This is a genomic window from Clavibacter capsici, assembly GCF_001280205.1.
Lineage (GTDB): Bacteria > Actinomycetota > Actinomycetes > Actinomycetales > Microbacteriaceae > Clavibacter > Clavibacter capsici.
Map to the genome: position 1 here is coordinate 266,716 of NZ_CP012573.1, position 24,955 is coordinate 291,670.

Here is a 24,955-nt window from a genome sequence, read left to right on the forward strand (position 1 = left end):
GTCATCGGTCGCGCGCGAGGAGGGACAGGACATGCTCACCAGGTTCGCGAAGGAGATCACGTCGCCGGGTGGGGCGATCGGGGGCGGCATCTTCTTCCTCGTGTTCGGCCTCATCGCGACCGCGCAGACGCTGGTCGACCCCGGCCGGGTGGGTCACCGAGGCACGCCGTTCGCGGTGCTCGCCGGCGGGATGCTGCTCGTCGGCATCGTCACGCTCCTCGCGGGCCTCACGGCCCGGCGCATGCGCGCCCGGGTTGCGCGCGAGGAGGCGGATGGTGAGCCCGCCGCCGACGGCGCGACAGCGGGCGACGAGGGCACCTCGCGACCGTGACGCGTCGACCGCCGACGGCGGGTCAGCGGCGCGGCAGGCCCGCGAGGTAGGCGGTGAGCACGCGCGTCGCGTCGAGCGGAGCCGCGTCGGCCACGTCGTAGAGGAGCAGCGCGTCGACGAGGCCCACGAGGTCCACGGCGTGCGTCGCGGGATCCCGCACGCCGATCGCCCGGAGGATCCCCGTCGCCGTGTCGACGAGCGCGGCCCGCACGGGCGCGGCGGAGGTGAGCGGGGCGCGGAGATCGGGTTCGTCGCGCAGCTCGGACAGGAGCGCGAGCCGCACGGCCTGCGCGTCGGCGCGTGCGGCGAGCCGGTCGAGCATCGCCCGCGCCACCGAGACGGCCGCCGCGTCGTCGAGGACCGGCGGCACGTCGAGCCCGCGCAGGTCCTCCTCGAGCTGCTCGGTGATCCGCGCCACGACGAGCCCGGTCAGCTCGCGGCGGCTGCGTGCGTAGTAGCTCGTGGATCCCGCGGGCACGCCGGCCTCGACGTCCACCGCGCGGTGCGTGAGGGCGCGGATGCCGCTCCGGGCGACCAGCCGCACGCCCGCGTCTGCGAGCTCCTCGCGTCGTCCCATGCCCACCCCGATCCTCTGCCAGCGTAATGTCCTCTACATACGTAGAGGATGGAGCGAGGATGCAGGTGGCAGTGATCGGCGGCGGGATCTCGGGGGCGGCGATCGCCCGGGCGGTGGAGGAGCGGGGCGGCGCGGTGCGGCTGCTGTCGCGCTCGACGGGGTTCGACGTGCTCCGCGACGACGCCCGCGCGGCGACGGCCGGGGCGGATGCGGTCGTCGAGGCGACGGGCCTCTTCACGACGAGCGCCCGCCGGGCGACGCGGTTCTTCACGGGTTCGACCCGGGCCGTGGGTGCCGCCGCGCGCGCGTCGCGCGCCCGCCACGTCCTGCTGTCCATCGTCGGCTGCACGCTCCCCGAGGTGCAGGGCTACGGCTACTTCGCCGGCAAGACGGCGCAGGAGGAGGCCGCGCGGCAGGTCGGCGCGGACCTCGCGATCGTCCGCTCGACGCAGTGGTTCGAGTTCGCGCGGCAGAACGTGGAGCGCATGCGGTTCGGGCCGGTCGCGCTCGTGCCGGCGATGCGGATCCAGCCGGTGGCGCTCGACGCCGTCGCGGCGGTCGTGGCCGACGTCGCGCTGGGTGCGCGGACGGGGCCGGTCGTCGAGGTCGCGGGACCCGAGGTCATGACGCTGTGGGAGATGACCCGCGGGCTCGACGGCCCGGGCGCACGGCCGGTCCCGCTGAGGATCCCCGGGCGCCTCGGCCGTGCGTTCGCCGGGGGCGCGCTGCTCCCCGGCTCCGCCGTCGAGGTCGTCGGCCCGCGCTTCGTCGACCGCGCCGCGCGCTGAGGAGCCCGGACAGCACGACGGCGGGGCACCCGTCCGGGCACCCCGCCGTCATGTTCGTTCCGGTCTAGCTCTTGAAGCGGTCGATCCAGCCGGCGACCGGGCGCTGCTGCTCGCCCTGCTGGGCGGCGAGGACCACGAGCACCGAGGTCAGCGCGGGGATCGCCCACTGGAGCGCCTTCTGCTGCTTCTGCGCCTTGGCGAGCTCGTCGGACGAGCCGGCGCCGGGCTCGGTCGTGCCGGCCGCGCCCTCGTCGGCGTGCTTCGCCATCTTCGTGCCGACGAGCGCCGAGTACAGCGTCGTGCCGGCGGCGACGACGGTCAGCACCGCCTTCACGTTCGTGTTCGAGCGGGCCTCGCCCTGGGCGGCGAGGCGGCCCTTGTTGGCGTAGATGAGGCCGAGGCCGCCGACGGCGTGCGCGCCGAGGGCGGCGAGCTGCACGGGCGCCCAGCGGGCCCAGCCGATGGACGAGATGCGCAGGCGCTCCTGCGGCTGCTTCGCCTTGGCGGCGGCGCCGTTGAGGCCGACCGCGCCCATGAGGGATCCGCCGAACCAGGCCGCGAGGCCGAGGTCGTGCATGCTCCTGATGACGGTGTTGCGTTCTGACATGTGCTTCTCCGAGTCGTCGTAGGTGGCCGTCCGCGGGGCGGCCGGTGTCCTGTGTGCTGGACGCTACGCCCGGGATCGAGCAGTGTGTGGGCGGTCGGCGGATGCCCAGGGTCCGGCGTGCGGAGGTGCCGCCCGGCAGTCCTCATCGGAACCTGGGAGTCCTCCGGCGACCCCTTGGCGCTCCTCCGCCGGCCCGGTTCGCTGGACACGGTGCCCGACGTCGGCGGCACCGCGGTCGAGGGGACGGATGCCATGGGCAAGGCGTGGATGGTGATGGTCGCGGCGGTGCTCGGCGGCCACGGGTTCGTGGGGCTCTTCATCGAGGGGTCGCACCTGCTGGGCGTCCTCAACGTCGACTTCTTCGTCGACGTCCTCTACCTGCTGAGCGCCATCGCGCTGCTCGTCGCCGGGACCAGGCAGATCGGGCCCGGCGCGATCCGCGGCACGCTCACCGCGTTCGGCGGCCTGTTCACGCTGATGGGCGTGCTCAGCATCCTCGACGATGAGCTCGGCGGCCTCACGCCCACGGGCTTCACGATCGTCGACGACTTCCTCTTCTTCGGGATCGGCCTCTCGGGCCTCGCGCTCGCGCTGACCCCCAGCTCGGTCGAGCCGCTCACCACCGGCGGCAAGCCGCTCAACTAGCGGCCACGCCGCCACGACGACGAGGGCGCGACCCGGCATCGGCCGGATCGCGCCCTCCTCGCGTGCGCGGGTCGCGGGTCAGGCCCGGTGGATCCGCACCGTGATCACCTGGAACGCCCGCAGCACGAGCCGCACCCCACGGCCGTCGTCCTCGGGCTCGAACGCGAGCGACCGCGGGAAGCCGTCGCCGAGCGGACGCTCCAGCACGTCGACCTCGGTGAAGCGGTCGGCGGCGAGGTGCGCCTCGAGCCGGGTGGCGGTGCGCGCGCCGGTGGACTCGTAGAGCCGCACGATCACGTCGCCCGAGCCGTCGTCGGCGAGCTTCAGCGCCTCGATCCGCACCGTGCCGCCGTGCACCGAGACCAGCCCGGCCGCGGTCGGCAGCGAGGAGGGGACGGCCTCGGCGGCGTCTGCGGGGGCCGCCACGACGGCCGGTGCCGCCTCGGACGGGTCGGGACGCACCACCCGCACGGGCAGGTTCTGCTCGAGCCCCGCGTCCACCGCGCCCTCGATGCCGACGCCCGGCACGAGCGCGTACTCGAACCGGTGGTGGCCGATGTCCTGCACGGGGTCGGGGGAGCGCGCCGCCCGGACCAGGCTGATCCGCAGCTCGGTCTCGACCTCGCCCGTCGCGCCGACCGCGCGCGTGATGTCGTGCCCGTAGCTGCCCGCGTTGGTGAGCGCGACGCCGTAGCCGGGCTCCTCCACGTGCACGAAGCGGTGCGCCATGACCTCGAAGCGCGCCTCGTCCCACGACGTGTTCGTGTGCGTGGGGCGGCGGACGTGCCCGAACTGGATCTCCGCGCTGTGGTGCTGCGCGTGCACCGACAGCGGGAAGGTCACCTTGAGCAGCTTCTCGTCCTCGAGCCAGTCGAGGTCGGCGGTCGCGTGGATCCGGGCGTCGTCGGCGTGCAGCGACACCCGCTGCACGACGCGCGAGCGCCCGAACTGCCGGACCACCTCGACGGTCGCGCGGAGCGGCGAGTCCTCGACGAGCTCGACGGACGCCGCGTCGACGAGGTCGGTGCGGCTCGCGCGGTAGTGCGCGTCGACGTCCCAGGCGTCCCAGGCGGTGGGGATGTCCTCGTGCAGCTGGAGCAGGTTCGCGGCGCGGCCCGCGGGGACGAGCTCGCGGTCGGCGTGACGCAGGTCGACGATCGAGGTGATGAGGCCGCGCGCGTCGAGCGTGACGCGCAGCAGCCCGTTGTCGAGCACGGTGCCGTCGTCGGCGCGCGTCGTGACGACGGGCGCGACGGGATCCACCGCGACGAGCGGCGCGATCCCGCTGCCGGGCACCGCGACGAGCGCGAGCGCGGACCCGTCGGGCGCCTCCACGAGCGCGGTGCGCGCGTGGCCGGTCGAGTTCACCGCGAACGCGCCGGATCCGTCGCCCTCGCCGTCCGCCACCGCCTGCGCCGTGACCCGCGCGATGGCGTCGGCCACGAGCGCGTCGAGCTCCGCGAGGCTGCGGGCGTAGTCCTCCTCGTTCTCCCGGTGCACCCACGTGATGGAGGAGCCGGGGAGGATGTCGTGGAACTGCTGCAGCAGCGTCTGCTTCCAGAGCCGGTCGAGCGCCGCGTACGGGTAGTCGGCGCCCGTGCGGACGGCCGCGATCGTCCACCACAGCTCGGCCTCGCGCAGGCGGTGCTCGGCCTGGCGGTTGCCGCGCTTCTCGCGGGCGTGCGAGGTGAAGGTGCCCCGGTGCAGCTCGAGGTACAGCTCGCCGACCCACACGGGCGCGTCCGGGTACTCGGCCTCGGCCTTGCGGAAGAACTCGTCCGGGTGCTCGACGATCACCTTCGGCGACCCCTCGAGGTCGGCCGTGCGGCGCTGGCGCTCCATCATGTCGCGCGTGGGCCCGCCGCCGCCGTCGCCGTAGCCGAAGGGCGCGAGCGACATGGTCGCCCTGCCCTTCTCGCGGAACTGCCGCACGGCGTGGTGCGTCTCCTCCGCCTCGAGCGTGGAGTTGTAGGTGTCGATGGGCGGGAAGTGCGTGAAGATCCGCGACCCGTCGATGCCCTCCCAGAAGAAGGTGTGGTGCGGGAACGTGTTCGTCTGGTTCCAGGACAGCTTCTGCGTCAGGAACCAGTCGAGGCCCGCGAGCTTCGCGATCTGCGGGAACGACGCCGTGTAGCCGAACGAGTCGGGCAGCCAGACGCCGTGCGTCTCCACGCCGAGCTCCTCCTGGAAGAAGCGCATGCCGTGGGTGAGCTGGCGGATCATCGCCTCGCCGCCCGGCAGGTTGCCGTCGGGCTCGATCCACATGGATCCGACCGGGTACCAGGTGCCGTCCGCGACGGCCTGCTTGATCCCCGCGAACACCGTCGGGTAGTTCTCCTTCACCCAGGCGTACTGCTGCGCCTGCGAGCACGCGAAGCGGAAGTCGGGGTACTGCTCGGCGAGCCGCAGCACGTTGGAGAAGGTGCGCGCGGTCTTGCGCTTCGTCTCGCGGATGGGCCAGAGCCAGGCGCTGTCGATGTGGGCGTGGCCGACGCCGCTCAGCGTGTGGGCGCTCGGCACGGCGGGGCGCGAGAGGACGTCGGCGAGCTCGGCGCGCGCGGCGGCCGCGGTGCCGACGATGTCGTCCATCGCGAGCACGTCGAGGGCGCGCTCGATCGCGCGGAGCACCTCGTGGCGGCGCGGCTCGGCCTCGGGCAGCTCCATCAGCAGCTGGTACAGCACCTCGACGTCGAAGCGCAGCGCCCACACCTCGGGCTCGAACACCGCGAGCTCGGCCTGGCGGAAGCGGTAGATGGGCTCGGCGGGCGCGGTCGCCTTGTCGCCGTAGGGGGTGGGCACGAACTCGTTCACGAGGATGTCCGGGTTGCCCGCCGCCTCCACGAGGAAGCGCACCTGCTCGCCGCCCGCGGCCTCGTCGGCGAGGCGCACGTACGTGTTGCGCGGGTGGATCCCCTTGACCGGCACGCCGTCCATCGTGTGCACGAGGCACTCGGCCTGGTTTCCCGGCCAGTCGCCGATGAAGCCCGGGTCGAGGAGCAGCTCGACCGTGCGGCCGGCCCACTCGGCGGGCACCTCGCCCGTGACCTCGAACCACCACGTGGACCACGCGCGGCCCCACGGCTGGCCGAGCGCGAACGGCGCGTACTCCTGCCGCATCGCCTCGGCGACGGGCACGGGCTCGTCGGGCGCCATCCAGGCGCGGAGGGTCACGGGTGTCGTCGACGAGTGCACGGCGGGGGTGATCCGCTCGGTCAGCGCGCGGAGGATCCGCTCCTGGACGAGCTTCTGGTTCTGGTGCATGGGGAGTCCTTCGCGAGGTCGGGATGCAGGCAGTCGGGTGGGGCGCGAGGGCCGGGAGTCGCGCGTCAGCGCAGGTAGGAGAGCGCCGGGAACGCGTGCATCGCGTCCTCCAGCAGGGAGCGCGCGACCGTGACGGAGTCGACGAGCGGGTGGTGCGCGAGCGCGCGGACGGCCGCGGCGCGGGATCCGCCGAGGCCTGCCTCGATGGTCTGCCGCTCGACGTACTTGGCGTTGGTCACGAGGCCCACCCCGAAGTCGGGCAGCTCGGTGCCGGCGACCGGATGCGCGCCCGAGGCGTCGACCACGCACGGCACCTCGACCACGGCGTCCGCATCCAGTGCCGCGAGCGTGCCGCGGTTGCGCACGTTGAGGATCAGCCGCGCGCTCTGGTCGTACGCGATGCCGCGCATGAGCGCGATCGCGACGTCCTCGTAGCCGCCGGAGACGAGGTCGTCCTCGTCGCGGTCGCCCATGCCGGCGGACTGCCGGTTGGTGGCCATGTAGGTGGTCTCGCGGTCGAGCCGGGTGCGCTCCCACAGCGCGAGCGCGGACACGTCGTGCCGGTGCTCGAGCTGCTCGTAGAACCGGCCCTGCTGCTCCACGAGGAACGCGCCGCGGGTCTGCGCGGCCAGCTGGTCGGCGTGCCGCACCTCGCGGCGGAAGTAGTAGTAGTGCAGGTACTCGTTCGGCACGGCGCCGAGCTCGGTGACCCACTCGGCGCCGAAGAGCCGGCCCTCCTCGAACGTGCCGATGAGGTCGGGGCGGGCCATGAGGTCCGGCAGCACGTCGCGGCCGTCGACGCGGAGGCCGCGCAGCCAGCCGAGGTGGTTGAGCCCCGCGTAGTCGATGACCACGTCGTCGCCCGCGACGCCGAGGGCGCCGAGCACGCGGCGGGCGAGGCCGATGGGGGAGTCGCAGATCCCGATGACGCGGTCGCCGAGCACACGCGACATGGCCTCGGTGACGACGCCGGCGGGGTTCGTGAAGTTGATGACCCACGCGTCGGGGGCTCGCAGGCGGATCCGCTCGGCCAGGTCCATGACCACCGGCAGCGTGCGCAGCGCGTAGGAGATGCCGCCGTAGCCGACGGTCTCCTGGCCGATGACGCCGTGCGCCATGCCGAGCCGCTCGTCGCACGAGCGCCCGGCCATGCCGCCCACGCGGATCGCCGAGAAGACGAACGCGGCGCCGGCGAGCGCCTCGTCGAGGTCGGTGTGCAGCGTGATCACCGGGGCGTCGGCGTAGGCGGCGGCCTGCTCCGCGAGCACGCGCGCGACGGCCGTGAGGCGCACCTCGTCGGTGTCGTAGAGGGCCACGTGCGAGACGCGCCCGGCCTCGTGGTCGCGCAGCAGCGCCGAGTAGACGAGCGGGACGCGGAAGCCGCCCCCGCCCAGGATCGTGAGCCTCATGCGACGGTCACCGACACTCCCTTGTCCGCGAGGCCCTGCGACACCCGCTCGTGCGGGGCGGCCTCGGTGATCAGCTGCGTCAGCGACGCGGTGGGGGCGACGCGGCCGGCGCCGGTGCCCGGGAACTTGGAGGAGTCGGCGAGCACCGTGACCCGGTCGCTCATCTCGGCCATCGCGCGCTTGATGGGCACCTGGGCCATCGTCGTGTCGCGCAGGTCGCCGTTGTCGGCGATGCCGCTCACGCCCACGAACGCGTGGTCGGCGTGCAGCATCCGCAGGCTTTCGGCGGTGAGCGGGCCCGACACCGAGCGGTAGACCGGATCCCAGTCGCCGGGCAGCAGGATGAGCCGCACGCTCCGGTCGTCCCGCAGCACGTCGAACGCGGCGATGCTCGCGGTGATCACCGTGAGGGACCGCCCGCGCAGCTGCTCGGCGAGGTGCAGCGTGGTCGTGCCGATGTCGAGCACGACCGACTGGCCGTCCTGGACCTGCGCCGCCGCGGCCCGCGCGATGCGCTCCTTGGCCTCGCGGTTGACCTGCTCCACCTCGGCGAAGGGCGCGTCGACCTCGACGAGGACCGCGCCGCCGTGCGTGCGCCGGAGCGCGCCCTGCTCGTCGAGCCGGGCCAGGTCGCGGCGGATGGTGGCCTCGCTCGTGCCGGCGGCCTCGGCGAGCTCGGCGACCGTGGCGCTGCGGGTGGCGCGCAGCCGGTCGAGGATCACGAACTCCCGGGCGTCTCTCATGACGTGAACATTAGCGCGCAGGATCGAGCAGAAACAATCTCGTAATGGGCAAGGTCTTCCATCCATGTGCTCACATGGGCTAGAAACGTCACTACCGGTCGGCGGCCCCCGTCGACCTCGTCCCGCCGGCAGCGTCGCCGTCGGCGGACCCGCACCGCTCGTCGCCCGCCGGGCGCGGCGGCCCACCCGGAGGAAGGGGTCCACGTGCCCGCTGCATCGCGACCCGACCAGGTCCCCGCGGGGCTGCTGGTCGTCGGCCAGCTGTTCGCGGACGTCGTGTTCGGCGACCTGCCGAGCGAGCCGCGGCCCGGCCACGAGATCTGGACGTCGTCGTTCGGGCACGGCCCCGGCGGCATCGCGAACTTCGCCGTCGCGGGCGCGCGCCTCGGGGTGCCGACCGTCATCGCGGCGGCCGTGGGCACGGATCCGTTCTCCCGGCTGGTGCGCGCCGCGCTCGCCGCCGAGGGCGTGGCGCTCGACCACCTCGTGACCCTCGACGACTGGGCGCTGCCTGTCACGGCGTCGCTCGGCTGCGACGACGACCGCGCGCTCGTCACGGGCGGCGTGCCCTGCCCGCTCGGCTCCGACGAGCTCGTGCCGGGCGCGGTGCCGCCGGCCGCCGCGGCGCTCGTGCACCTGGATCCGCACCGCGCCGCGTGGATCGGCCGCGCCGCCGCCGCGGGCACCGACGTGTACGCGGACGTCGGCTGGGACCCGTCCGAGCGCTGGGACCCCGCGATCCTCGACCAGCTCGACGAGTGCCACGCGTTCGTCCCCAACGAGCTCGAGGCCTCCGCCTACACGGGCACCGACTCGGCCGTGCAGGCGGCCCGGGCGCTCGCCGCGCGCGTGCCGCTGAGCGTCGTCACCTCCGGATCCCGCGGCGTCGTCGCGGTGGACTCCGCCCGCGGCGAGGAGGTCGTGCGCCCGCCGCTCGCGGTGCGCGCCGTCGACGCCACGGGCGCCGGCGACGTGTTCGGCGCCGCGCTCGCCGCGTCCGCCCGTGCCCCGTGGAGCCTCATCGAGCGCGTCGACTTCGCGTGCCTGGTCGCGGGGATCACGGTCACGCGGCCCGGCGGCGCGTCCGGCGCCCCGCGGCTCGACGAGCTCGCGCCCTGGCTGCGCGCGCACCCGGAGGCCGCCGAGCCCGGCCGCTACGACTACCTCCTCGACGCCCTCGCCCATCCCGACGCCGCGCGCCTGCTCGCCTGACGCGGCGCGCGTCCCGCTCCCCGACTCCCGCTCCCGACCCGCCCGTCCCCTCCCCACCGAATCGAGAACCACCATGTCCCCTCACCCCGCCCGCCGCTCCCGCGCCCGGCGCGTCGTCGTCGGCGTCGCCGCCCTCGCGCTCCTCGCCCCGGTGCTCGCCTCCTGCTCGTCGTCGTCGGGATCCTCCGCGGGCGGCCAGCTCGACCTGTGGATCTGGCCGGACGGCCTCAGCCAGACGGTGCTCGACCAGGTGCCGGACGCGGTCCCGGGCACCACGCTGAACGTCTCCACGATCGGCGGCGACTTCAAGCAGAAGCTCGTCACGACCTTCACCGGTCGCTCGGGCCTGCCGTCCATCACGGGCGTCAAGGGCGAGGACATGCCCTACTTCCTCAGCGAGGACGGCCTCTTCGAGGACCTCGACCAGCTGGGCGCGAAGGACGTCGCCGACCAGTACCCGGAGTGGAAGCTCAAGGAGGCGACCACCGAGGACGGCCAGCTCATCGGCCTCCCCATCGACATCGGCCCCACCGCCCTCTACTACCGCGCCGACGTCTTCCAGAAGGCCGGCCTCCCCAGCGAGCCCGCCGACGTCGCGGCGGCCACGGCCACCTGGGACGACTACTTCGCCTTCGGCAAGAGGCTCAAGGCGGCGACCGGCGGCGCGATCTTCGTGGACGCCTCCGACGTGTTCACCAAGTCGATCGGCCAGGGCACCACCCGCTTCGTCGACGAGGACGGCGACTACACGGGCGACAGCCCCGAGGTGAAGGCCGCGTGGGATCGCGCGGTGCTCGCGTACCAGGAGGGCCTCACCGCGAACGTCACCGACGGCAGCCCGGACTGGGCTTCCGCCATCTCGAACGGATCCCTCCCCGCGCTCCTCGGCGCCTCGTGGTACCAGGCCGACCTCAAGAGCGCGACGGCCGACACCTCCGGCGACTGGCGTGTGGCGCCCATGCCCGGCGGCCCCGCGAACATCGGCGGCTCGTTCCTCTCCATCCCGGCCGGCACCAAGGACCCCGAGGCCGCGTTCGCCGTGATCAAGGACGTGCTGAGCGAGGACAACCAGGTCACCGCCTACGCCGACAAGGGCATCTTCCCGTCGGCCACCGCCGCCTACGACGCCCCGAAGCTGCAGGAGGGCGACCCGTTCTTCGGCGGCCAGTCGACCGTCGGGATCTTCGCCGACGCCGCCGCGAAGATGCCCACCGCGTACACGAGCCCCTACGACAACCAGGTGCAGGCCGCCTTCGTCACCGAGCTGCAGAACGTCACGTCGCTCGGCAAGGACCCGGACCAGGCCTGGACCGACGCCGTCGCCGCGGGCGAGGCCGCCCTGAGGACCGCGAAGCAGTGATCCCCGTCGCCGTCCGCCCGGGAGGGCGCCCTCCCGCGCCCACCCGGGCGGGCGCGGGAGCCCGCGGGATCCGCCGCACGTGGCCGTACTACCTCGCCATCGCGCCGTTCTTCGTGCTGTTCCTGGTCTTCGGACTCTTCCCCGCGATCTACTCGCTCGTGCTCTCGTTCCAGGACTGGAACGGGCTCGGCACGGCGAAGTGGGTGGGGCTCGCGAACTTCCAGGCGCTGGCGGCCGACGCCACGTTCTGGCTGTCGATCCGGAACACGCTCATCATCTTCGCCCTGTCGACGTTCCCGATGATGGCGATCGCCGTGGTCGTCGCGGCCATGCTCAACTCGGCGAAGCGGCTCAGCACCTTCTACAAGATCAGCTACTTCGTGCCGAACGTCACGAGCGTGGTCGCGATGGCGGTGCTCTTCGGCTCGATCTTCGGCGACAGCTTCGGGCTCGTGAACGCGGGCCTCCGTGCGATCGGGCTCGACGGGGTGGCCTGGCTCTCGACGCCGTGGGCGATCCAGGTGACCATCGCGGTGCTCATCACGTACCAGTGGACCGGCTACAACGCGATCATCTTCCTCGCGGGCATGCAGGCCATCGGCACCGAGGTCTACGAGGCCGCGAAGCTCGACGGAGCGGGCGCGATCCGCACCTTCTGGTCGGTGACGCTTCCGCTGCTGCGCCCCACGATCCTCTTCGTGCTCGTGGTCTCGACCATCACGGGCCTGCAGAGCTTCACCGAGGCGCAGGTGCTCACGTCGTCCTCCAGCATCACCAACCCGAACTCGGGGGGCGCGGGCCAGGCCGGCCTGACGACCGTCCTGTACTTCTACCAGCAGGCCTTCAACTACAACCGCTTCGGCTACGGCGCCGCCATCGCGTGGGGCGTGTTCCTGCTCGTGGTGATCTTCTCCATCATCAGCTTCCGGCTCGGGTCGGAGAAGAAGGAGAAGGTCGTGCGGGCGCCCAGCACGAGGAAGGGGCACCGCGCATGAGCGCCACCGTCCACGCCGCGGGATCCGCCGCGGCCCGGGTCGCCGACCAGGCCTCGGGGCGACCGCGCGACGAGCGCACTGGCCGTCCCGCCGGCCGCAGGCAGCTGCCGCCCGGGCGCGTGATCCTGCACGGGGTCCTCTTCGCCGGATCCATCGTGAGCCTGTTCCCGCTGTACTGGCTCGTCGTGATGGCGAGCAACACCACGAGCGACATCTACAGGTCGCCGCCCGTGCTCGTGCCGGGGCCGTACCTGTGGGACAACATCCAGGCCGTGTTCCGCACGATCGACTTCGGCGGATCGCTCATGAACACGGTCATCGTCGCGGTGTCCGTCACCGTGCTCGTGCTGTTCTTCGACTCCATCGCGGCGTTCACGTTCGCGAAGTACGAGTTCCCCGGGCGGCGGGCGCTCTTCGCGCTGCTGCTGGTGACCTTCATGCTGCCGGCGCAGCTGTCGGTGATCCCGCAGTTCGTCACGATGATCAACCTCGGCTGGGTCGGCCAGCTGCAGGCGCTCATCGTGCCGGCGGCCGCCAACGCGTTCGGCATCTTCTGGCTGCGGCAGTTCATCGTCTCGAGCGTGCCCGACGAGCTCATCGACGCGGCCCGCATCGACGGCGCCGGGTTCTTCCGGCAGTACCTCACGGTGTGCCTGCCGCTCATCCGTCCGGGCCTCGGGTTCCTCGGGATCTTCACCTTCATCGCCGCATGGAACGACTACCTGTGGCCGCTCATCGTGCTCAACGACCCGGGCACGGTCACGCTGCAGGTGGCGATGAGCCAGCTCAACAGCGCGCACGGCAAGGACTACGGGATGGTCATGGCGGGTGCGCTGCTCGCGGTGATCCCGCTGATCGTCGTGTTCCTCGTCGGCGCCCGGCAGTTCATCGGCGACATCGCGAAGGGCGCGCTGAAGTGACGGCCCCCGCGCCCCGCTCGCCCGCGGTCACGGCGGTGGACGACGCGGCCGGCCTCGGCGTGGCCGCGGCCGACGTCGTGCAGGCGTTCCTCGGTGAGGATCCGGCGGGCGTGCTCGGCGTGGCCACCGGATCCACCCCCGAGCCGCTCTACGCCGAGCTCGCCCGGCGGCGCCGGGAGCGCGGGCTCGTGACCGACGGCCTGTCGCTCGTCGCCCTCGACGAGTACGTGGGGCTGCCGCCCGGGCACCCGGAGTCGTACCTCTCCTTCGTGCGGGACCGGATCGCCGGTCCGCTCGGGGTGCCCGTCGCGCGCGTCGTGGTGCCCGACGGGTCGGCGGCGGACCCGCACCACGCCGCGGCCGAGCACGAGCGGCGGATCCGGCGCCTCGGCGGCGCGGGCCTCCAGATCGTGGGCATCGGGGCGAACGGGCACCTCGGCTTCAACGAGCCGGGGTCGCCGTTCGCCGGGACCACGCGGGTCGTCGAGCTCGCGGACGCCACGCGGCGCGCCAACGCCCGGTACTTCGGCGGCGATGCCGCGCGCGTCCCGACGCACGCCGTCACGCAGGGGATCGCGACGATCATGTCGGCCGCGCGGATCCTGCTCGTCGCCTCGGGCGCGCACAAGGCCGAGGCGCTCGCCGAGGCGCTCGCCGGCCCGGTGACGACGGCCGTCCCCGCCTCCGTCCTGCAGCGGCACCGGCGGGTCACCGTCGTGGCGGATCGCGACGCGCTGGCCGCGCTGCACGGCCGCGTCGACCTGGCGGCGCTCGCCTGAGGCCGCGTCCACCTCCCCGGGCTATGCTCCATGCGCGCGCATGGAATTGGTCCGTGCGGGAAGGAACGCACCATGAGCACCACGTACCGCGTCGGCTACCTCGTCGGCAGCCTGTCGTCCACCTCCATCAACCGGGCCCTGTCGCTCGCGCTGAAGCGCCTCGGCGCGCAGGCCGGCCTCGAGCTCACCGAGATCCCGATCCAGCCGCTGCCCTTCTACAGCGCCGACATGGACGGGGAGTACCCCGAGGTCGCGAACGACTTCAAGGCGGCCATCGCCGACGCCGACGCGATCATGATCGTGACGCCCGAGTACAACCGCTCGGTGCCCGGCGTCCTCAAGAACGCGCTCGACTTCGCGAGCCGCCCCTACGGCGAGAACGCGTTCCAGGGCAAGCCCAGCGCCGTCATCGGCACGTCCATCGGCGCGGTCGGCACGGCCGTCGCGCAGCAGCACCTCCGCAGCATCCTGTCGTTCCTCGCGTCGCCGGAGCTGTCGCAGCCCGAGGCCTACATCCAGACCACCGAGGGCCTCATCTCGCCCGAGGGCGCGATCTCGAACGCCGGCACCGAGGAGTTCCTCCTCAGCTGGCTGCAGGCGTTCCACGCGCACATCGAGAAGAACCTCCAGGCGGTCGCCGCGTAGCGGACGCCGTGCACGACGAGGGGCCCGGGCGGATCGTCCGGGCCCCTCGTCGCGCTCCGGGTCAGCGCCTGAGCTGGATCCCGAGCACGTCCCGCGTGCGCCCGCCCGGCACCGCGTGCACCGACACCGCGACGACGCCGTGGGGGGATCCGGCGCGCATCGCGTCCGTGATGGTCACGTCGAGCGCGTCGTCGCCCACCTCGCCGCCGAGCTCGACGGGGTCCGGGGCGGGCGCCTCCACGCCGCCGACGCGGATCGCCTGGCCGACGGCGGCCTTCGCGGTCGCGCCGTCCCCGTCCGACGGCGCCCGCCGCAGCCGCACGCGCACCACGGTCGCCGTGCCCGCGGGATCCCGCAGCTCGTAGGAGAACCAGCCGGTCGCGCTCCGCCAGTGCCGGCCGTCGGCGCCGCCCGCGCGCGTGCCCTCGCCGCGGAAGACGTGGTCGACCTCGGGCTGCTGCTCGCCGGCGACCACCTCGTCGACCACGTCGCCGTCCGTTCCCGCGGCGTCCATCGCGCGCAGCTCCGCGGCGCGCGCGACCGGGTCGGCACCCGTCGGCCAGACCAGCGTCGTGCGCTCGTCGTGGATCCCCGCGAACGGCTCGAGCGCGACCGCCACCCGCTCGCCCTCCCGCCACGCGTCGAGCCGGAACGCGAGCGCCTCGCGGTCGTCGAGCGTCACGGCGTCGGCCGGATCGGCCGCGGTCACCACGGGCGTCCGCTCGAGCGGCACCTTCGGCGCGGGCGACACGTGGCCCATGCGCGAGTCCTCGGCGAGCGAGGTCGCGATCCCGTCCCGGCCGTCGCGCGAGGCGAGCGCGACCGGGCCGTAGCGGAACGACGTCCACGCGGATCCGTCGGGCAGGCGCTCGGCGCGCACCTCCATCCCGAACCGGACGGCCACGACGGTCGCGCCCGACCAGGTGCGGCGGATGCGGGCGAAGCCGGCGCCGGGCACGACGGGCACCGGCGCGCCGTCGACGAGCACCTCCATCGACGTCGCCCAGCCCGGCCGTCGGAGCCGCAGCTCCAGGTCGGCGGGTGCGTCCGCCTCGACCGTCACGCTCACCTCGCCCGTGCGCGCGACGTCGCCCGCGATGCGCGCCCGGATCCCGCGCTCGGCCCAGTCCAGCTCGGCCGGCACGTACAGGTCCACGAGCAGCGCGTCGCCCGCGTGCGCGAACACCTGCTCGCCGTAGCGCGCGTGGTTCTCCATGCCGGTGCCGACGCAGCACCACATCGACTCCTCGGCGACCGAGTACGCGCGGTGGTGCGCGGGCCGGAGGGAGGTGAAGTACACGAGGCCGCCGTGCTCGGGGTGCTGCGTGGAGAGGACGTGGTCGAGGGTCGTGCGCTCGACCTGGTCGAGGATGGCCGGATCCCCCGTCCGCTCGAAGCGCAGCCGCGCGAGCTCGAGCATGTTGTAGCTGTTGCAGGTCTCCGGCCCCTGCTCGTCGAGCACCATGGGCGCGAAGTCGCGCGACGGATGGAAGTGCTCGCGCACGCTGTTGCCGCCGATCACGACGCTCCGCCGGTGCACGACCGAGTCCCAGAACGCGTCGGAGGCGGCGACGAGGCGCGCGTCGCCCGTCATCCGGCCGAGCCGCTCGATCCCGATGACCTTGGGGATCTGCGTGTTCGCGTGCAGCCCGTCCAGCTCGTCGCGGCCGGCGGCGAGCGGATCCACCAGGGCCCGCTGCGCGAACCGGCGCGCCTCGGCGAGCAGGTCGTCGCGCCCGGAGATCCCCGCGAGCGTCGCGAACGCGTCGCACATGCCGCCGTGCTCGGTCGCGAGCATGCCCTCGAACTGCGCGTCGTCGAGGTGCGCGGAGACGCCGAGCCACCAGTCGGCCATGCTCTCCGCCATCCGCAGCGCGCGGGCGGATCCCGTGTGCTCGTGCGCGTGCAGCAGCCCGCGGAGCGTCTTGTGCAGGTTGTAGAGCGGCACCCACCTGCCCTCGAGGTCGAAGGTGTCCGCCTCGATCCGGCCCTCCGCGATGGTACGGCCGAACTCGCGGCCGTCGGGCACGCCGCCGAGCCAGCCGTCGCCCGCCGCCTCCTGGCAGCGCTCGAGCACGTCGAGCATGCGCTCGAGGCGGGGGAGGAGGCGCGGATCCCCGGTGGCGGCGTGCAGCTGCGCGAGCGCGGACAGGTGGTGGCCGCCGATGTGCCCGTCGAGGCCGATCGCCTCCCAGCTGCCGTAGCTCGGCACGGGGGAGTCGAGCCCGGCCTCCCGGAGGAAGGGCGCGAGCAGCCGCTCGGGATCCAGGCGCAGCACGTACTCGACGTCGGTCCGCTGCGCGTGCCGGAGCGGGCCGTCGCCGAGCCGGACGGCGGAGAGGGGGAAGGAGCGGGCGGCGGCGGGGCTGGCGGCGGCGGGGCGCGGGGTGGCGGGGGCGGCGGTCATCGGGATCCTCACGTGGCGGCGGCGGCGTCCACGGCGACGGTGCCTCGGACGGGTCCCGGACGCGATCCGGGGCGCATCGACCGCCCTTGACGAGCAGTACATCGATGCACATAATCTAGTACAACGATGTAGAAGGCACCAGGGCGGTGCGTGCGGCCACGCGGCCGAGCCTCTCGGGGCCGACACGTCACGGACACGAGGAGCGCGATGAAGCGGACCACGAGGAGGCTGGTCGCCGCGGCGACCGTCACGATCACGGGCCTGGCGCTCAGCGGCTGCTCCGCAGGATCCGGCGCCGGGGGCGACGGCACCATCGAGCTCTGGATCCGCGACTACGAGAAGGCGCTCGTCGAGCCGCTCGCCGAGGCCTACAACGCGTCGCACGAGACGCAGGTCGAGATCACGCTGGTGCCGTCGCCCAGCTACGTGCAGAAGCTCGCGACCTCCATCGCGGGCGGCGACCCGCCCGACGTGGCCGCGCTCGACCTGGTCTTCACGCCCTACTTCGCGCAGGCCGGCGCCCTCGTCGACATCACCGACCGGGTGGACGCGCTCGGCTACGCCGACGACTTCAGCCCCGCTCACGCGTCCGTCTCGTCGTTCGACGACCGCACCTACGCCGTGCCGTTCACGGGCGACGCATCGGTGCTCTTCTACAACAAGACGCTCTTCGCCGAGGCCGGGCTGGATCCCGAGCGCCCGCCGACGACGCACGCCGAGATCCGCGCGGCCGCGAAGGCCATCACCGCGCTCGGCGACAGCACGTACGGCTACTCGATCCCCGGCGCGTGCGGCGGCTGCCTCATCTTCGGCTTCACGCCGCTCATCTGGGGCGGCGGCGGCGACGTGCTCTCCGCCGACGGCCGCACCGCGACCCTCGACAGCCCGGAGGTGAGGGAGGGCCTCGAGCTGCTGCGCGGGATGTGGACCGACGGCAGCATGCCGTCGCTCGCCCGCACCGACGCCGGCCCGAACACCGCGACCGCGTTCCAGCAGGGGACGGTCGGCATGATCGCCGACGGCACCGCGACCATGGGGTCGCTCGTCGCCGGCGGCAAGGTCGACTTCGGCGTCACCCCGCTGCCCGGGAAGGACGGCGGATCCGCGTCCTTCGGCGGCGGCGACACCCTCGCCATCCTCGACGGCGCGGAGGACGCCGACGCCGCGTGGGAGTTCGTCGAGTGGGCGACGGGCGAGGAGGCGCAGACGATCCTCGCCGAGCAGTCGGTCGTGCCCATCCGCACCGACCTGCTCGACGAGGTCTACGTGCCGCAGGACCCGCGCTACGCCGTGTTCGCGGACGCGCTCCGGGTCGGCCACGTGCCGTTCAGCCCGGTCGAGAACGAGCTGTTCAACGACAACAACGGGGTCTGGGTCAACCTGATCTCGCAGTCCGTGTTCGGCGGCGGGATCCCGGAGGCGCAGCGCGAGGCCCAGGCCGAGGCGCAGCGCATCCTCGACTCCGTCGTCTACGTCGAGGAGGACGAGAAGTGACCGCACCCGTGATCACCCGGCTGGAGGGCGCGGTCGCGTCCCCGGCCTCGAGCGCGGTGCGCGACCGCGGCGGCATGGCGAGGAGGCGGCGCCGCACCGGGATCCTGCTGGTGCTGCCGGCCCTCGTGATGCTCCTCACCTTCTTCATCTGGCCGCTGATGCGCACGATCGCGATGAGCACGTACACGTGGCCGCTGCTCGGCAACCGCGCCTTCACGGGCCTCGCGAACTACGTCGAGGCGTTCCAGGACGCCGCGTTCCTCAAGGCCGTCGGCTTCACGCTCGTCTACACGGCGGTCGTGACCCCGGTGCTCCTCGTGATCGGCCTCCTGCTGGTGCTGCTTATCCAGCGCCGCACGCGCACCGCCCGGATCTTCCAGTCGATCTACTTCCTGCCCGTGGTCGTCGGCCTCGCCTCCGCGAGCTACCTCTTCCTCTTCATGTGGCAGCCGGTGATCGGGCCGACCATGAAGGCGCTCGCCGGGATCGGCCTCGTCGACGTGTCGACCAACATGTTCGGCGGGAACGTGACCGCGTTCCTCGTGGTGGTGAGCATGGTCGCGTGGAAGTCCGCGGGGCTCCAGATGCTGCTCCTGCTGTCGGGCTTCCAGTCGATCCCGCAGGAGGTGAACGAGGCGGCCGAGGTGGACGGATCCACCCGCTGGCAGCGGTTCTTCCACATCACGCTGCCGCTGCTGCGGCCGACCCTGGCGCTCGTGCTGGTGTTCAGCGTGGCCGGGTCGCTGCTGGCGTTCGACCAGTTCTACATCATGACCGCAGGCGGGCCAGACAACGGCACCATCACGGCGGTCTACGAGATCTACCGCTCCTCGTTCATCCGGCTCGACCTCGGCTACGGGGCCGCGCTCTCCATCATCCTCATGGTCGTCCTCGGCCTCGTCAGCGCAGCCCAGATGCTGCTCCTCCGGAACTCGGACCACTCATGAGCACATCCGCCCCCGCCCGCCCCGCCTCCTCCATCCCCGCCGCGGGCGCGTCCCCGCATCGCGAGGCGCGCGGCCGCGACGCCCGCGGTCTCGGAGCCGTGCGCGCCTCCATGCCGCGCCTCGCCTGGTACGTCGCGTGCGGCTGCGTCGCGCTCCTCTTCCTCTACCCGCTCGGGATCATGCTCGGCACCGCGCTCACCGCGCAGGACGGCTCGGTCGGCCTCGGCAACCTGCAGCGGCTGCTCACACCCACCGGCGGACTCGACCTCCTGACGAGCCTCCGCAACAGCGTCTTCGTGTCGCTGCTGGTCACGGCGATCACGATCGTCGTCTCGACGCTGGCCGGCTACGCGTTCGCGCGGCTGCCGTTCCGGGGGAGCGACGTCGTGTTCTTCGTCGTGCTCATCACGTTCATGATCCCGTTCCAGGCGATCATCACGCCGCTGTTCCTGACGCTCATCGAGCTCGACCTCGACAACAGCCTCGTGGGGCTGTCGCTCGTGCTCGCCACCTTCAACCTGCCGTTCGGGATCTTCCTCATGCGGAACTCCTTCGCGGCGGTGCCGGCGAGCCTGGAGGAGGCCGCGCTCATCGACGGGAACACGCCGCTGCAGGCCATGCGGCGGGTGATGCTGCCCATCGCGATCCCCGGCGTCGTCTCGACTGCGCTCCTGACCTTCTTCTCGGCGTGGAACGACTTCTTCGCGACGCTCATCCTCATCACCGACCAGAGCCTGTACACGCTGCCGGTGAGCCTCAACATCCTCTCGGCCGGCCAGAACAACTCGGTCGACTGGGGGCTGATGCAGACGGGCGTCGCCGTGACGGTGCTCCCGTGCGTCGTGCTCTACCTGCTGCTGCAGCGGTACTACGTGGCCGGCCTCGTCAGCGGCGCCGTGAAGTAGGGCCGCCGCCCGCCCCGCATGCAAGGCTGGGGGCGGCGCGCGCCGTGTCCGGAGGAGGATCCGCGGCGGGCGCCCGGACGAGGGGGAGCGGATGGCGGCCACGATGAGCGACGTCGCGAAGGCCGCGGGCGTCTCCATCAAGACCGTCAGCAACTACTTCAACGGCTACCCGTACATGCGCGACGAGACGCGGACGCGGATCGAGGCGGCGGTCGCCGAGCTCGGCTACCGGATGAACGTCTCCGCCCGGAACCTCCGCTCCGGCCGGTCGCGCATGATCGCGCTCGTGATCCCCGAGCTCGACAGCGCCTACCTCGCGCCGCTCGCGCAGGACGTGATCGACGCGGCCGACGAGCTCGGCCTCAGCGTGCTCGTCGAGACGACGGCGGGGCGGCGCGACCGCGAGATCGGTGCGCTCTCGGGCCTGCACCGCCAGGTGCTCGACGGCGTGATCTACGAGCCGCTCGCCCTCCACCAGGAGGACGCGGGCGTCATCGACCTCCACGTGCCGCTCGTGATGATCGGCCAGCGCTTCCTCGAGGGCCTCGCCGACCAGGTGCTCATCGCCGACCGGGATGCCGCGCACGCCGCGGTCGCCCACCTCGTCGACACGGGCCGGCGCCGCATCGCGCTCATCGGCGTGCGCGAGGCGGACGAGCCGTCGGGTTCCGCGCTGCGACGGCGCGGCGCCGAGGACGCGCTCGCCGCGGCTGGCATCCCCGTCGACCCGCGCCTCCAGGTGGATCCCGGCCCCTGGCGCCGCGAGTCCGGCGCCGCCGCGATGGCCCGCCTGCTCGACGACGGGGTCGAGCTCGACGCGGTCTTCGGCTTCAACGACTCGCTCGCGCTCGGCGCCCAGTGGATGCTCCAGGAGCGCGGCCTCCGCGTGCCCGAGGACGTGGCCGTCGCGGGTCTCGACGACACCGCCGACTCCCGCTTCGCGCAGCCGCCGCTCACCACGGTCTCGCCCGGCCGTCGCGCCATCGCGCGCCGGGCGGTGGAGATGCTGGCCGAGCGGATCGAGCACGGCGCGGACGCGGGCGCCTTCCGCACCGAGACGATGGGCTTCGAGCTGCTCGTGCGCGGATCCACGGTGGCGCGCGGGCGCTGATCTCGTGGTCTGCCCGCCGTGGATGCTTCGGCACGTTCTCGGGGCCGACGTGCCCACCCGATGGCCGCTGACCTGGCATGCAGGCAGTCGATGCCACCGAGGACGGATGTCTCCCGACGCTTGTGGATCGGTTGACGTGCGTCCACGATTGCGTCCTCAGATTCGAAGTCCTGAACAACCGACCGAGAGGAAGACGATGAAGAAGCTGCGATTCACGTTGCTCGGACTGGCGCTCACGGGCGCGATGGTCAGTGGCGCCGCGCTCGTGACGGTGCCTGCTGGTCCGGCTCACGCCCAAGACACAGCGTCGGACTTGGCCTACGCCGAGTGCCATTACGACCATGACTTCGATTCGTGCCAGTTCCTCGCGGAACAGGGGCAGAACATCACGGAACCGGAACTGAAGTGCCTGGCTGCCGCGGGGATCACCATCGCGCGCAAGTACCTCGCTGCGGGTGCGACCGGTTGCCTCGGGTCCTTCCTCTAGGGTCGGCTCGCATGACATCAATGGATCGAAAGAACATCCCGACCTGGATCGCGGCTGTGGTCGCGTTCCTCCTCGCTGCGATCTGCTTCTCCCTGCTTCCGTCAGGCTGGGCGATCGTGGTCTATGGCGTGCTGGTCTTCGGCATCGCGTTGATCTACCGGGCTTCGTCTTCGAGGGCGAGCAGGTAGTCCACCACCGAGGGGTGTCTCGGCTCTCCGAGGCACCCCTCGGGTCGCCTCCTCCATCGAGCGGCAGCGAGCGAGCGCGGGCGTAGCGATCGAGGATCGGGACGAAGGTCGAATCCCCCAGTGAGGTAAGGCTATGCTTACCCGCGGCCCGGCTCCCTGCGGGCCCGACACCGGCCTCGATCCCCAGGAGACCCATGCCCCGCGCCCTCGCCCGCCTCACCGCCACCGCCGTCACGGGCCTCGTGCTCGTCGCCCTCACGGGATGCGGGGCGTCCGAGGAGGTGCCGGCGGCGTCCGTCGCCGAGGCGGGCCAGGGGACGACGACCTACCCGCTCACGCTGTCGAACTGCGGGCACGACGTGACGATCGACCAGGCGCCGCAGCGCGTGGTGTCGCTCGACCAGGACTCCACCGAGATCCTGCTGTCGCTCGGCCTGCAGGACCGCATGGTCGGCACGGCGTCGTGGACGGATCCCGTGCTCGACTCGCTCGCGGACGCCAACGCGCAGGTGCCCCGCCTCGCCGACAACGCGCCCACCTACGAGGTGCTCATGGGCGCCGATCCCGACTTCGTCACCGCGTCCTTCGGCCGCCACTACGGCACCGGCGGCGTGGTCACGCGCGACCGGCTCGCGGAGACCGGCATCCCCTCCTACCTCTCGCCGACCGACTGCGACTCCGACGTCAGCATCAACGGCGGCGGCCAGCGCACCACCCCGCTCACGGTCGACGCGCTGTACCAGGAGATCCGCGAGATGGCCCAGGTGTTCGACGTGGAGGACCGCGGCGAGGCCCTCGTCAGCAGCCTCCAGCAGCGCGCGGCCGCGGCCACCGACGGCATGGACCTCGGCGGGGCGAAGGTCATGTACTGGTTCGCCGACACCAAGACGCCGTACATGGGCGGGGGCTTCGGCGCCACCGCGCTCCTGTCCCGCCAGGTCGGCCTCACGGACGCGTTCCCCGAGGTGCGCGACGACTTCATCGCCACGGGGTGGGAGGACGTCGTCGACCGGGATCCGGACATCCTCGTGCTCGGCGACCTGCAGCGGAACCGGTTCCCCGGCGACAAGCTGCAGGACAAGATCGACTTCCTCAAGTCCGACCCGCTCACCCGCGACCTCACGGCCGTGAAGGAGGACCGCATGGTCGCCCTGCACGGCGCGGAGCTCAACCCGTCGATCCGCTTCGTGGACGGGCTCGAGAAGATCCGGGCGTGGTGGGACGCGCGCGGGGCGAGGCTCTGAGCGCCGCGGCCCCGCGGGCCCCCTTCGCGACGGTCGCCGCGCGGATGCGCGCCCTGCCGCACGCCGTCCGCGTCGTGCTGCTCGGCGCGCTCGGGATCGTCGCGGTCGCGCTCTCGGTGGGCGTCGCCGTCACGCTCGGGCCGGCCGACGTGTCGCTCGTGAACGTGCGCGACATCCTGCTGAACCACGCCGGGCTCGCGCGGATCCCGGTGCGCGTCTCCGAGGACGCCATCGTCTGGCAGGAGCGCCTCCCGCGCGCGCTCGTCGCCGCGGCCTGCGGCGCCGGCCTCGGCATCTGCGGCGTCGTGCTCCAGTCACTGCTGCGGAACCCGCTCGCGGACCCGTTCGTGCTCGGCGTCTCGTCCGGGGCGTCCACCGGCGCCGTGCTCATCGGCGTGCTCGGCCTCGGCGGCGGCGCGCTCGGCATGTCCGGCGGCGCCTTCATCGGGGCGCTCGTGGCATTCGGGTTCGTGCTGCTGCTCGCGCGGTTCTCCTCGGGCGGCACGGCCGGCGTGATCCTCGCGGGCGTCGCCAGCACGCAGCTCTTCTCCGCGCTCACCTCGCTCGTCGTCTTCGCGTTCGCCGACTCCGACGAGACGCGCGGCATCATGTTCTGGCTCCTCGGATCCCTCGAGGGCATGCGCTGGGACGAGGTGGGGCTCAGCGTCTCCGTGGTCGCGGCCGGTGCGGTCGTCTGCCTCGCCTACGCCCGCTCGCTCGACGCCTTCGCGTTCGGCGAGGAGGTGGCCTCCTCGCTCGGGATCCACGTGGGCCGCACCCGCACGATCCTCCTGGTGGTCACGGCGCTCCTCACCGCGACGCTCGTCAGCATCGCGGGTGCCATCGGCTTCGTCGGCCTGGTGCTCCCGCACGCCGCGCGCCTGCTCTTCGGTCAGCGGCACTCGCGCGTCGTGCCGGCCACCATCGTGCTCGGCGCGGTCTTCATGGTGTGGGTGGACGCGTTCTCGCGCCTCGCCTTCGCGCCCACGCCGCTGCCCGTGGGCGTCGGCACGGCGCTCGTCGGCGTGCCCGTGTTCATGCTGCTGCTGATGCGGAACAGGGGGCGCGCATGACGCTCGAGGCACGGGGCGTCAGCTGGTCGCGGGGCGGGCGGATCGTGGTGGACGACGTCACGCTGGAGCCGGCACCCGGATCCACCGTCGGGCTCCTCGGGCCCAACGGCTCGGGCAAGTCGTCGCTGCTCAAGCTGCTGCAGGGCGCCGCGGCGCCGGACTCCGGCCGCGTGACGCTCGACGGCGCCGACCTCGCGGGGCTCCGCCGGCGCGAGGTCGCCCGGCGCGTGGCGACGGTGACCCAGCACGGCGAGACCGAGGTCGACATCGTCGTGCGCGACGTCGTGCGCCTCGGCCGCACGCCGTACCGCACGCTCCTCGGCGGCGACACCGCGGAGGACACCGCGGCCATCGACCGCGCCCTCGCGCACGTCGGCCTCGAGGCGAAGGCGGATCGCGCGTGGCGCACGCTCTCCGGCGGCGAGCGCCAGCGGGCGCACATCGCGCGCGCCCTCGCCCAGGAGCCGCGCGAGCTGCTGCTCGACGAGCCCACCAACCACCTCGACATCCGCCACCAGCTGGAGCTGCTGGCGCTCGTGCGCGACCTGCCGGTGACCTCGGTGATCGCGCTGCACGACCTCAACCTCGCGGCGATGTTCTGCGACAGCGTGATCGTGCTGCGCGAGGGGCGCGTGGTGGCGGGCGGGCGTCCGCGCGAGGTGCTGACGCCGGAGCTCATCGCCGACGTCTACGGGGTGCGCGCGCTCGTGACGCACGACGAGGCGCGCGGCTGCTCCCAGGTGCTGTTCGACGCGGCGCCGCTCTAGGCGGGCACCCGCCCGTCGCCCAGGATGGGAGGACGGCCGCGGGAGCGCGGCGCGTCGACG

The 24,955-nt window shown here is 73.0% G+C and carries 24 protein-coding genes; 18 read left to right on the forward strand and 6 right to left on the reverse strand.

Translation table 11 applies throughout. The features are described 5' to 3' along the window. Window positions 1–31: 31 nt before the first annotated feature. Window positions 32–331, forward strand: coding sequence for a hypothetical protein (locus AES38_RS01325; RefSeq protein WP_053773457.1), 300 nt, complete (start codon window positions 32–34; stop codon window positions 329–331). A 22-nt stretch (window positions 332–353) separates the two neighbouring features. Here AES38_RS01325 and AES38_RS01330 read toward each other — a convergent pair whose 3' ends face one another. After that, window positions 354–908 carry a TetR/AcrR family transcriptional regulator gene (locus AES38_RS01330; protein WP_174775877.1) on the reverse strand — a complete coding sequence of 185 codons (555 nt, stop codon included), beginning with the start codon at window positions 906–908 and terminating at the stop codon, window positions 354–356. A gap of 59 nt (window positions 909–967) precedes the next feature. Here AES38_RS01330 and AES38_RS01335 point away from each other — a divergent pair, with 59 nt between their 5' ends. Further along, complete coding sequence (locus AES38_RS01335) at window positions 968–1,696, forward strand: SDR family oxidoreductase (protein ID WP_053773459.1); 729 nt, start codon at window positions 968–970, stop codon at window positions 1,694–1,696. Between the two features lie 64 nt (window positions 1,697–1,760). On the opposite strand, the gene AES38_RS01340 is transcribed toward AES38_RS01335, so the two are convergent. Next, on the reverse strand, window positions 1,761–2,303 hold the full coding sequence (locus AES38_RS01340) for a hypothetical protein (RefSeq protein WP_053773460.1): 543 nt from the start codon (window positions 2,301–2,303) through the stop codon (window positions 1,761–1,763). 210 nt (window positions 2,304–2,513) lie between these two features. Here AES38_RS01340 and AES38_RS01345 point away from each other — a divergent pair, with 210 nt between their 5' ends. Continuing rightward, window positions 2,514–2,948 carry a hypothetical protein gene (locus AES38_RS01345; protein ID WP_242430803.1) on the forward strand — a complete coding sequence of 145 codons (435 nt, stop codon included), beginning with the start codon at window positions 2,514–2,516 and terminating at the stop codon, window positions 2,946–2,948. A gap of 78 nt (window positions 2,949–3,026) precedes the next feature. Here the strand turns inward: AES38_RS01345 and AES38_RS01350 are convergent, their stop codons facing one another. The 3 genes from AES38_RS01350 to AES38_RS01360 all read right to left on the reverse strand — a co-directional run bounded on the left by AES38_RS01350 (window position 3,027) and on the right by AES38_RS01360 (window position 8,361). Further along, entirely contained in the window at window positions 3,027–6,209 is a 3,183-nt protein-coding gene (locus AES38_RS01350) for an alpha-mannosidase (protein WP_053773461.1), read from the reverse strand. Between the two features lie 65 nt (window positions 6,210–6,274). Further along, a complete protein-coding gene (locus tag AES38_RS01355) occupies window positions 6,275–7,618 on the reverse strand; it encodes a 6-phospho-beta-glucosidase (RefSeq protein ID WP_053773462.1) in 1,344 nt (447 codons plus the stop codon). Beyond that, entirely contained in the window at window positions 7,615–8,361 is a 747-nt protein-coding gene (locus tag AES38_RS01360) for a DeoR/GlpR family DNA-binding transcription regulator (protein ID WP_242430801.1), read from the reverse strand. Before AES38_RS01360 ends, AES38_RS01355 begins: the two co-directional genes overlap by 4 nt. 204 nt (window positions 8,362–8,565) lie before the next feature. On the opposite strand from AES38_RS01360, the gene AES38_RS01365 reads away from it, so the two are divergent. The 6 genes from AES38_RS01365 (at window position 8,566) to AES38_RS01390 (ending at window position 14,272) form a co-directional block, all read left to right on the forward strand. Continuing rightward, window positions 8,566–9,573 (forward strand): PfkB family carbohydrate kinase, encoded by a 1,008-nt coding sequence (locus AES38_RS01365; protein WP_053773464.1) that lies wholly within the window; start codon window positions 8,566–8,568, stop codon window positions 9,571–9,573. A gap of 73 nt (window positions 9,574–9,646) precedes the next feature. Then, the gene (locus AES38_RS01370; protein WP_053773465.1) at window positions 9,647–10,933 is read left to right on the forward strand and encodes an ABC transporter substrate-binding protein; all 1,287 of its coding nucleotides are present in this window, start codon (window positions 9,647–9,649) and stop codon (window positions 10,931–10,933) included. Next, window positions 10,930–11,928: a carbohydrate ABC transporter permease gene (locus tag AES38_RS01375; protein ID WP_157883494.1), complete on the forward strand. Its 999-nt coding sequence runs from the start codon at window positions 10,930–10,932 to the stop codon at window positions 11,926–11,928. The genes AES38_RS01370 and AES38_RS01375 overlap by 4 nt, the downstream gene beginning before the upstream one ends. Further along, window positions 11,925–12,848, forward strand: coding sequence for a carbohydrate ABC transporter permease (locus AES38_RS01380; protein WP_081001818.1), 924 nt, complete (start codon window positions 11,925–11,927; stop codon window positions 12,846–12,848). Before AES38_RS01375 ends, AES38_RS01380 begins: the two co-directional genes overlap by 4 nt. Beyond that, entirely contained in the window at window positions 12,845–13,627 is a 783-nt protein-coding gene (locus tag AES38_RS01385) for a glucosamine-6-phosphate deaminase (protein ID WP_053773466.1), read from the forward strand. The genes AES38_RS01380 and AES38_RS01385 overlap by 4 nt, the downstream gene beginning before the upstream one ends. A 72-nt stretch (window positions 13,628–13,699) precedes the next feature. Further along, window positions 13,700–14,272: an NADPH-dependent FMN reductase gene (locus tag AES38_RS01390; RefSeq protein ID WP_053773467.1), complete on the forward strand. Its 573-nt coding sequence runs from the start codon at window positions 13,700–13,702 to the stop codon at window positions 14,270–14,272. Between the two features lie 61 nt (window positions 14,273–14,333). Here the strand turns inward: AES38_RS01390 and AES38_RS01395 are convergent, their stop codons facing one another. Beyond that, window positions 14,334–16,679: a beta-L-arabinofuranosidase domain-containing protein gene (locus AES38_RS01395; RefSeq protein ID WP_053773468.1), complete on the reverse strand. Its 2,346-nt coding sequence runs from the start codon at window positions 16,677–16,679 to the stop codon at window positions 14,334–14,336. Window positions 16,680–16,886: 207 nt separating this feature from the next. On the opposite strand from AES38_RS01395, the gene AES38_RS01400 reads away from it, so the two are divergent. The 9 genes from AES38_RS01400 (at window position 16,887) to AES38_RS01435 (ending at window position 24,895) form a co-directional block, all read left to right on the forward strand. Then, window positions 16,887–18,173, forward strand: a complete 1,287-nt coding sequence (locus AES38_RS01400; protein ID WP_053773469.1) for an ABC transporter substrate-binding protein — start codon at window positions 16,887–16,889, stop codon at window positions 18,171–18,173. Continuing rightward, a complete protein-coding gene (locus AES38_RS01405) occupies window positions 18,170–19,120 on the forward strand; it encodes a carbohydrate ABC transporter permease (RefSeq protein ID WP_244629203.1) in 951 nt (316 codons plus the stop codon). The genes AES38_RS01400 and AES38_RS01405 overlap by 4 nt, the downstream gene beginning before the upstream one ends. Then, window positions 19,117–20,025: a carbohydrate ABC transporter permease gene (locus tag AES38_RS01410; protein WP_244629204.1), complete on the forward strand. Its 909-nt coding sequence runs from the start codon at window positions 19,117–19,119 to the stop codon at window positions 20,023–20,025. Before AES38_RS01405 ends, AES38_RS01410 begins: the two co-directional genes overlap by 4 nt. 91 nt (window positions 20,026–20,116) lie before the next feature. Continuing rightward, window positions 20,117–21,136: a LacI family DNA-binding transcriptional regulator gene (locus tag AES38_RS01415; RefSeq protein WP_053773470.1), complete on the forward strand. Its 1,020-nt coding sequence runs from the start codon at window positions 20,117–20,119 to the stop codon at window positions 21,134–21,136. A 196-nt stretch (window positions 21,137–21,332) separates the two neighbouring features. Beyond that, the gene (locus AES38_RS01420) at window positions 21,333–21,623 is read left to right on the forward strand and encodes a hypothetical protein (RefSeq protein WP_053773471.1); all 291 of its coding nucleotides are present in this window, start codon (window positions 21,333–21,335) and stop codon (window positions 21,621–21,623) included. Between the two features lie 11 nt (window positions 21,624–21,634). Beyond that, window positions 21,635–21,811 carry a hypothetical protein gene (locus tag AES38_RS15755; RefSeq protein ID WP_162232634.1) on the forward strand — a complete coding sequence of 59 codons (177 nt, stop codon included), beginning with the start codon at window positions 21,635–21,637 and terminating at the stop codon, window positions 21,809–21,811. Between the two features lie 194 nt (window positions 21,812–22,005). Continuing rightward, window positions 22,006–23,055 carry an ABC transporter substrate-binding protein gene (locus AES38_RS01425; RefSeq protein WP_053773472.1) on the forward strand — a complete coding sequence of 350 codons (1,050 nt, stop codon included), beginning with the start codon at window positions 22,006–22,008 and terminating at the stop codon, window positions 23,053–23,055. After that, on the forward strand, window positions 23,028–24,128 hold the full coding sequence (locus AES38_RS01430; protein WP_053775604.1) for a FecCD family ABC transporter permease: 1,101 nt from the start codon (window positions 23,028–23,030) through the stop codon (window positions 24,126–24,128). The genes AES38_RS01425 and AES38_RS01430 overlap by 28 nt, the downstream gene beginning before the upstream one ends. Then, a complete protein-coding gene (locus AES38_RS01435; RefSeq protein ID WP_053773473.1) occupies window positions 24,125–24,895 on the forward strand; it encodes an ABC transporter ATP-binding protein in 771 nt (256 codons plus the stop codon). The genes AES38_RS01430 and AES38_RS01435 overlap by 4 nt, the downstream gene beginning before the upstream one ends. Window positions 24,896–24,955: the final 60 nt, after the last annotated feature.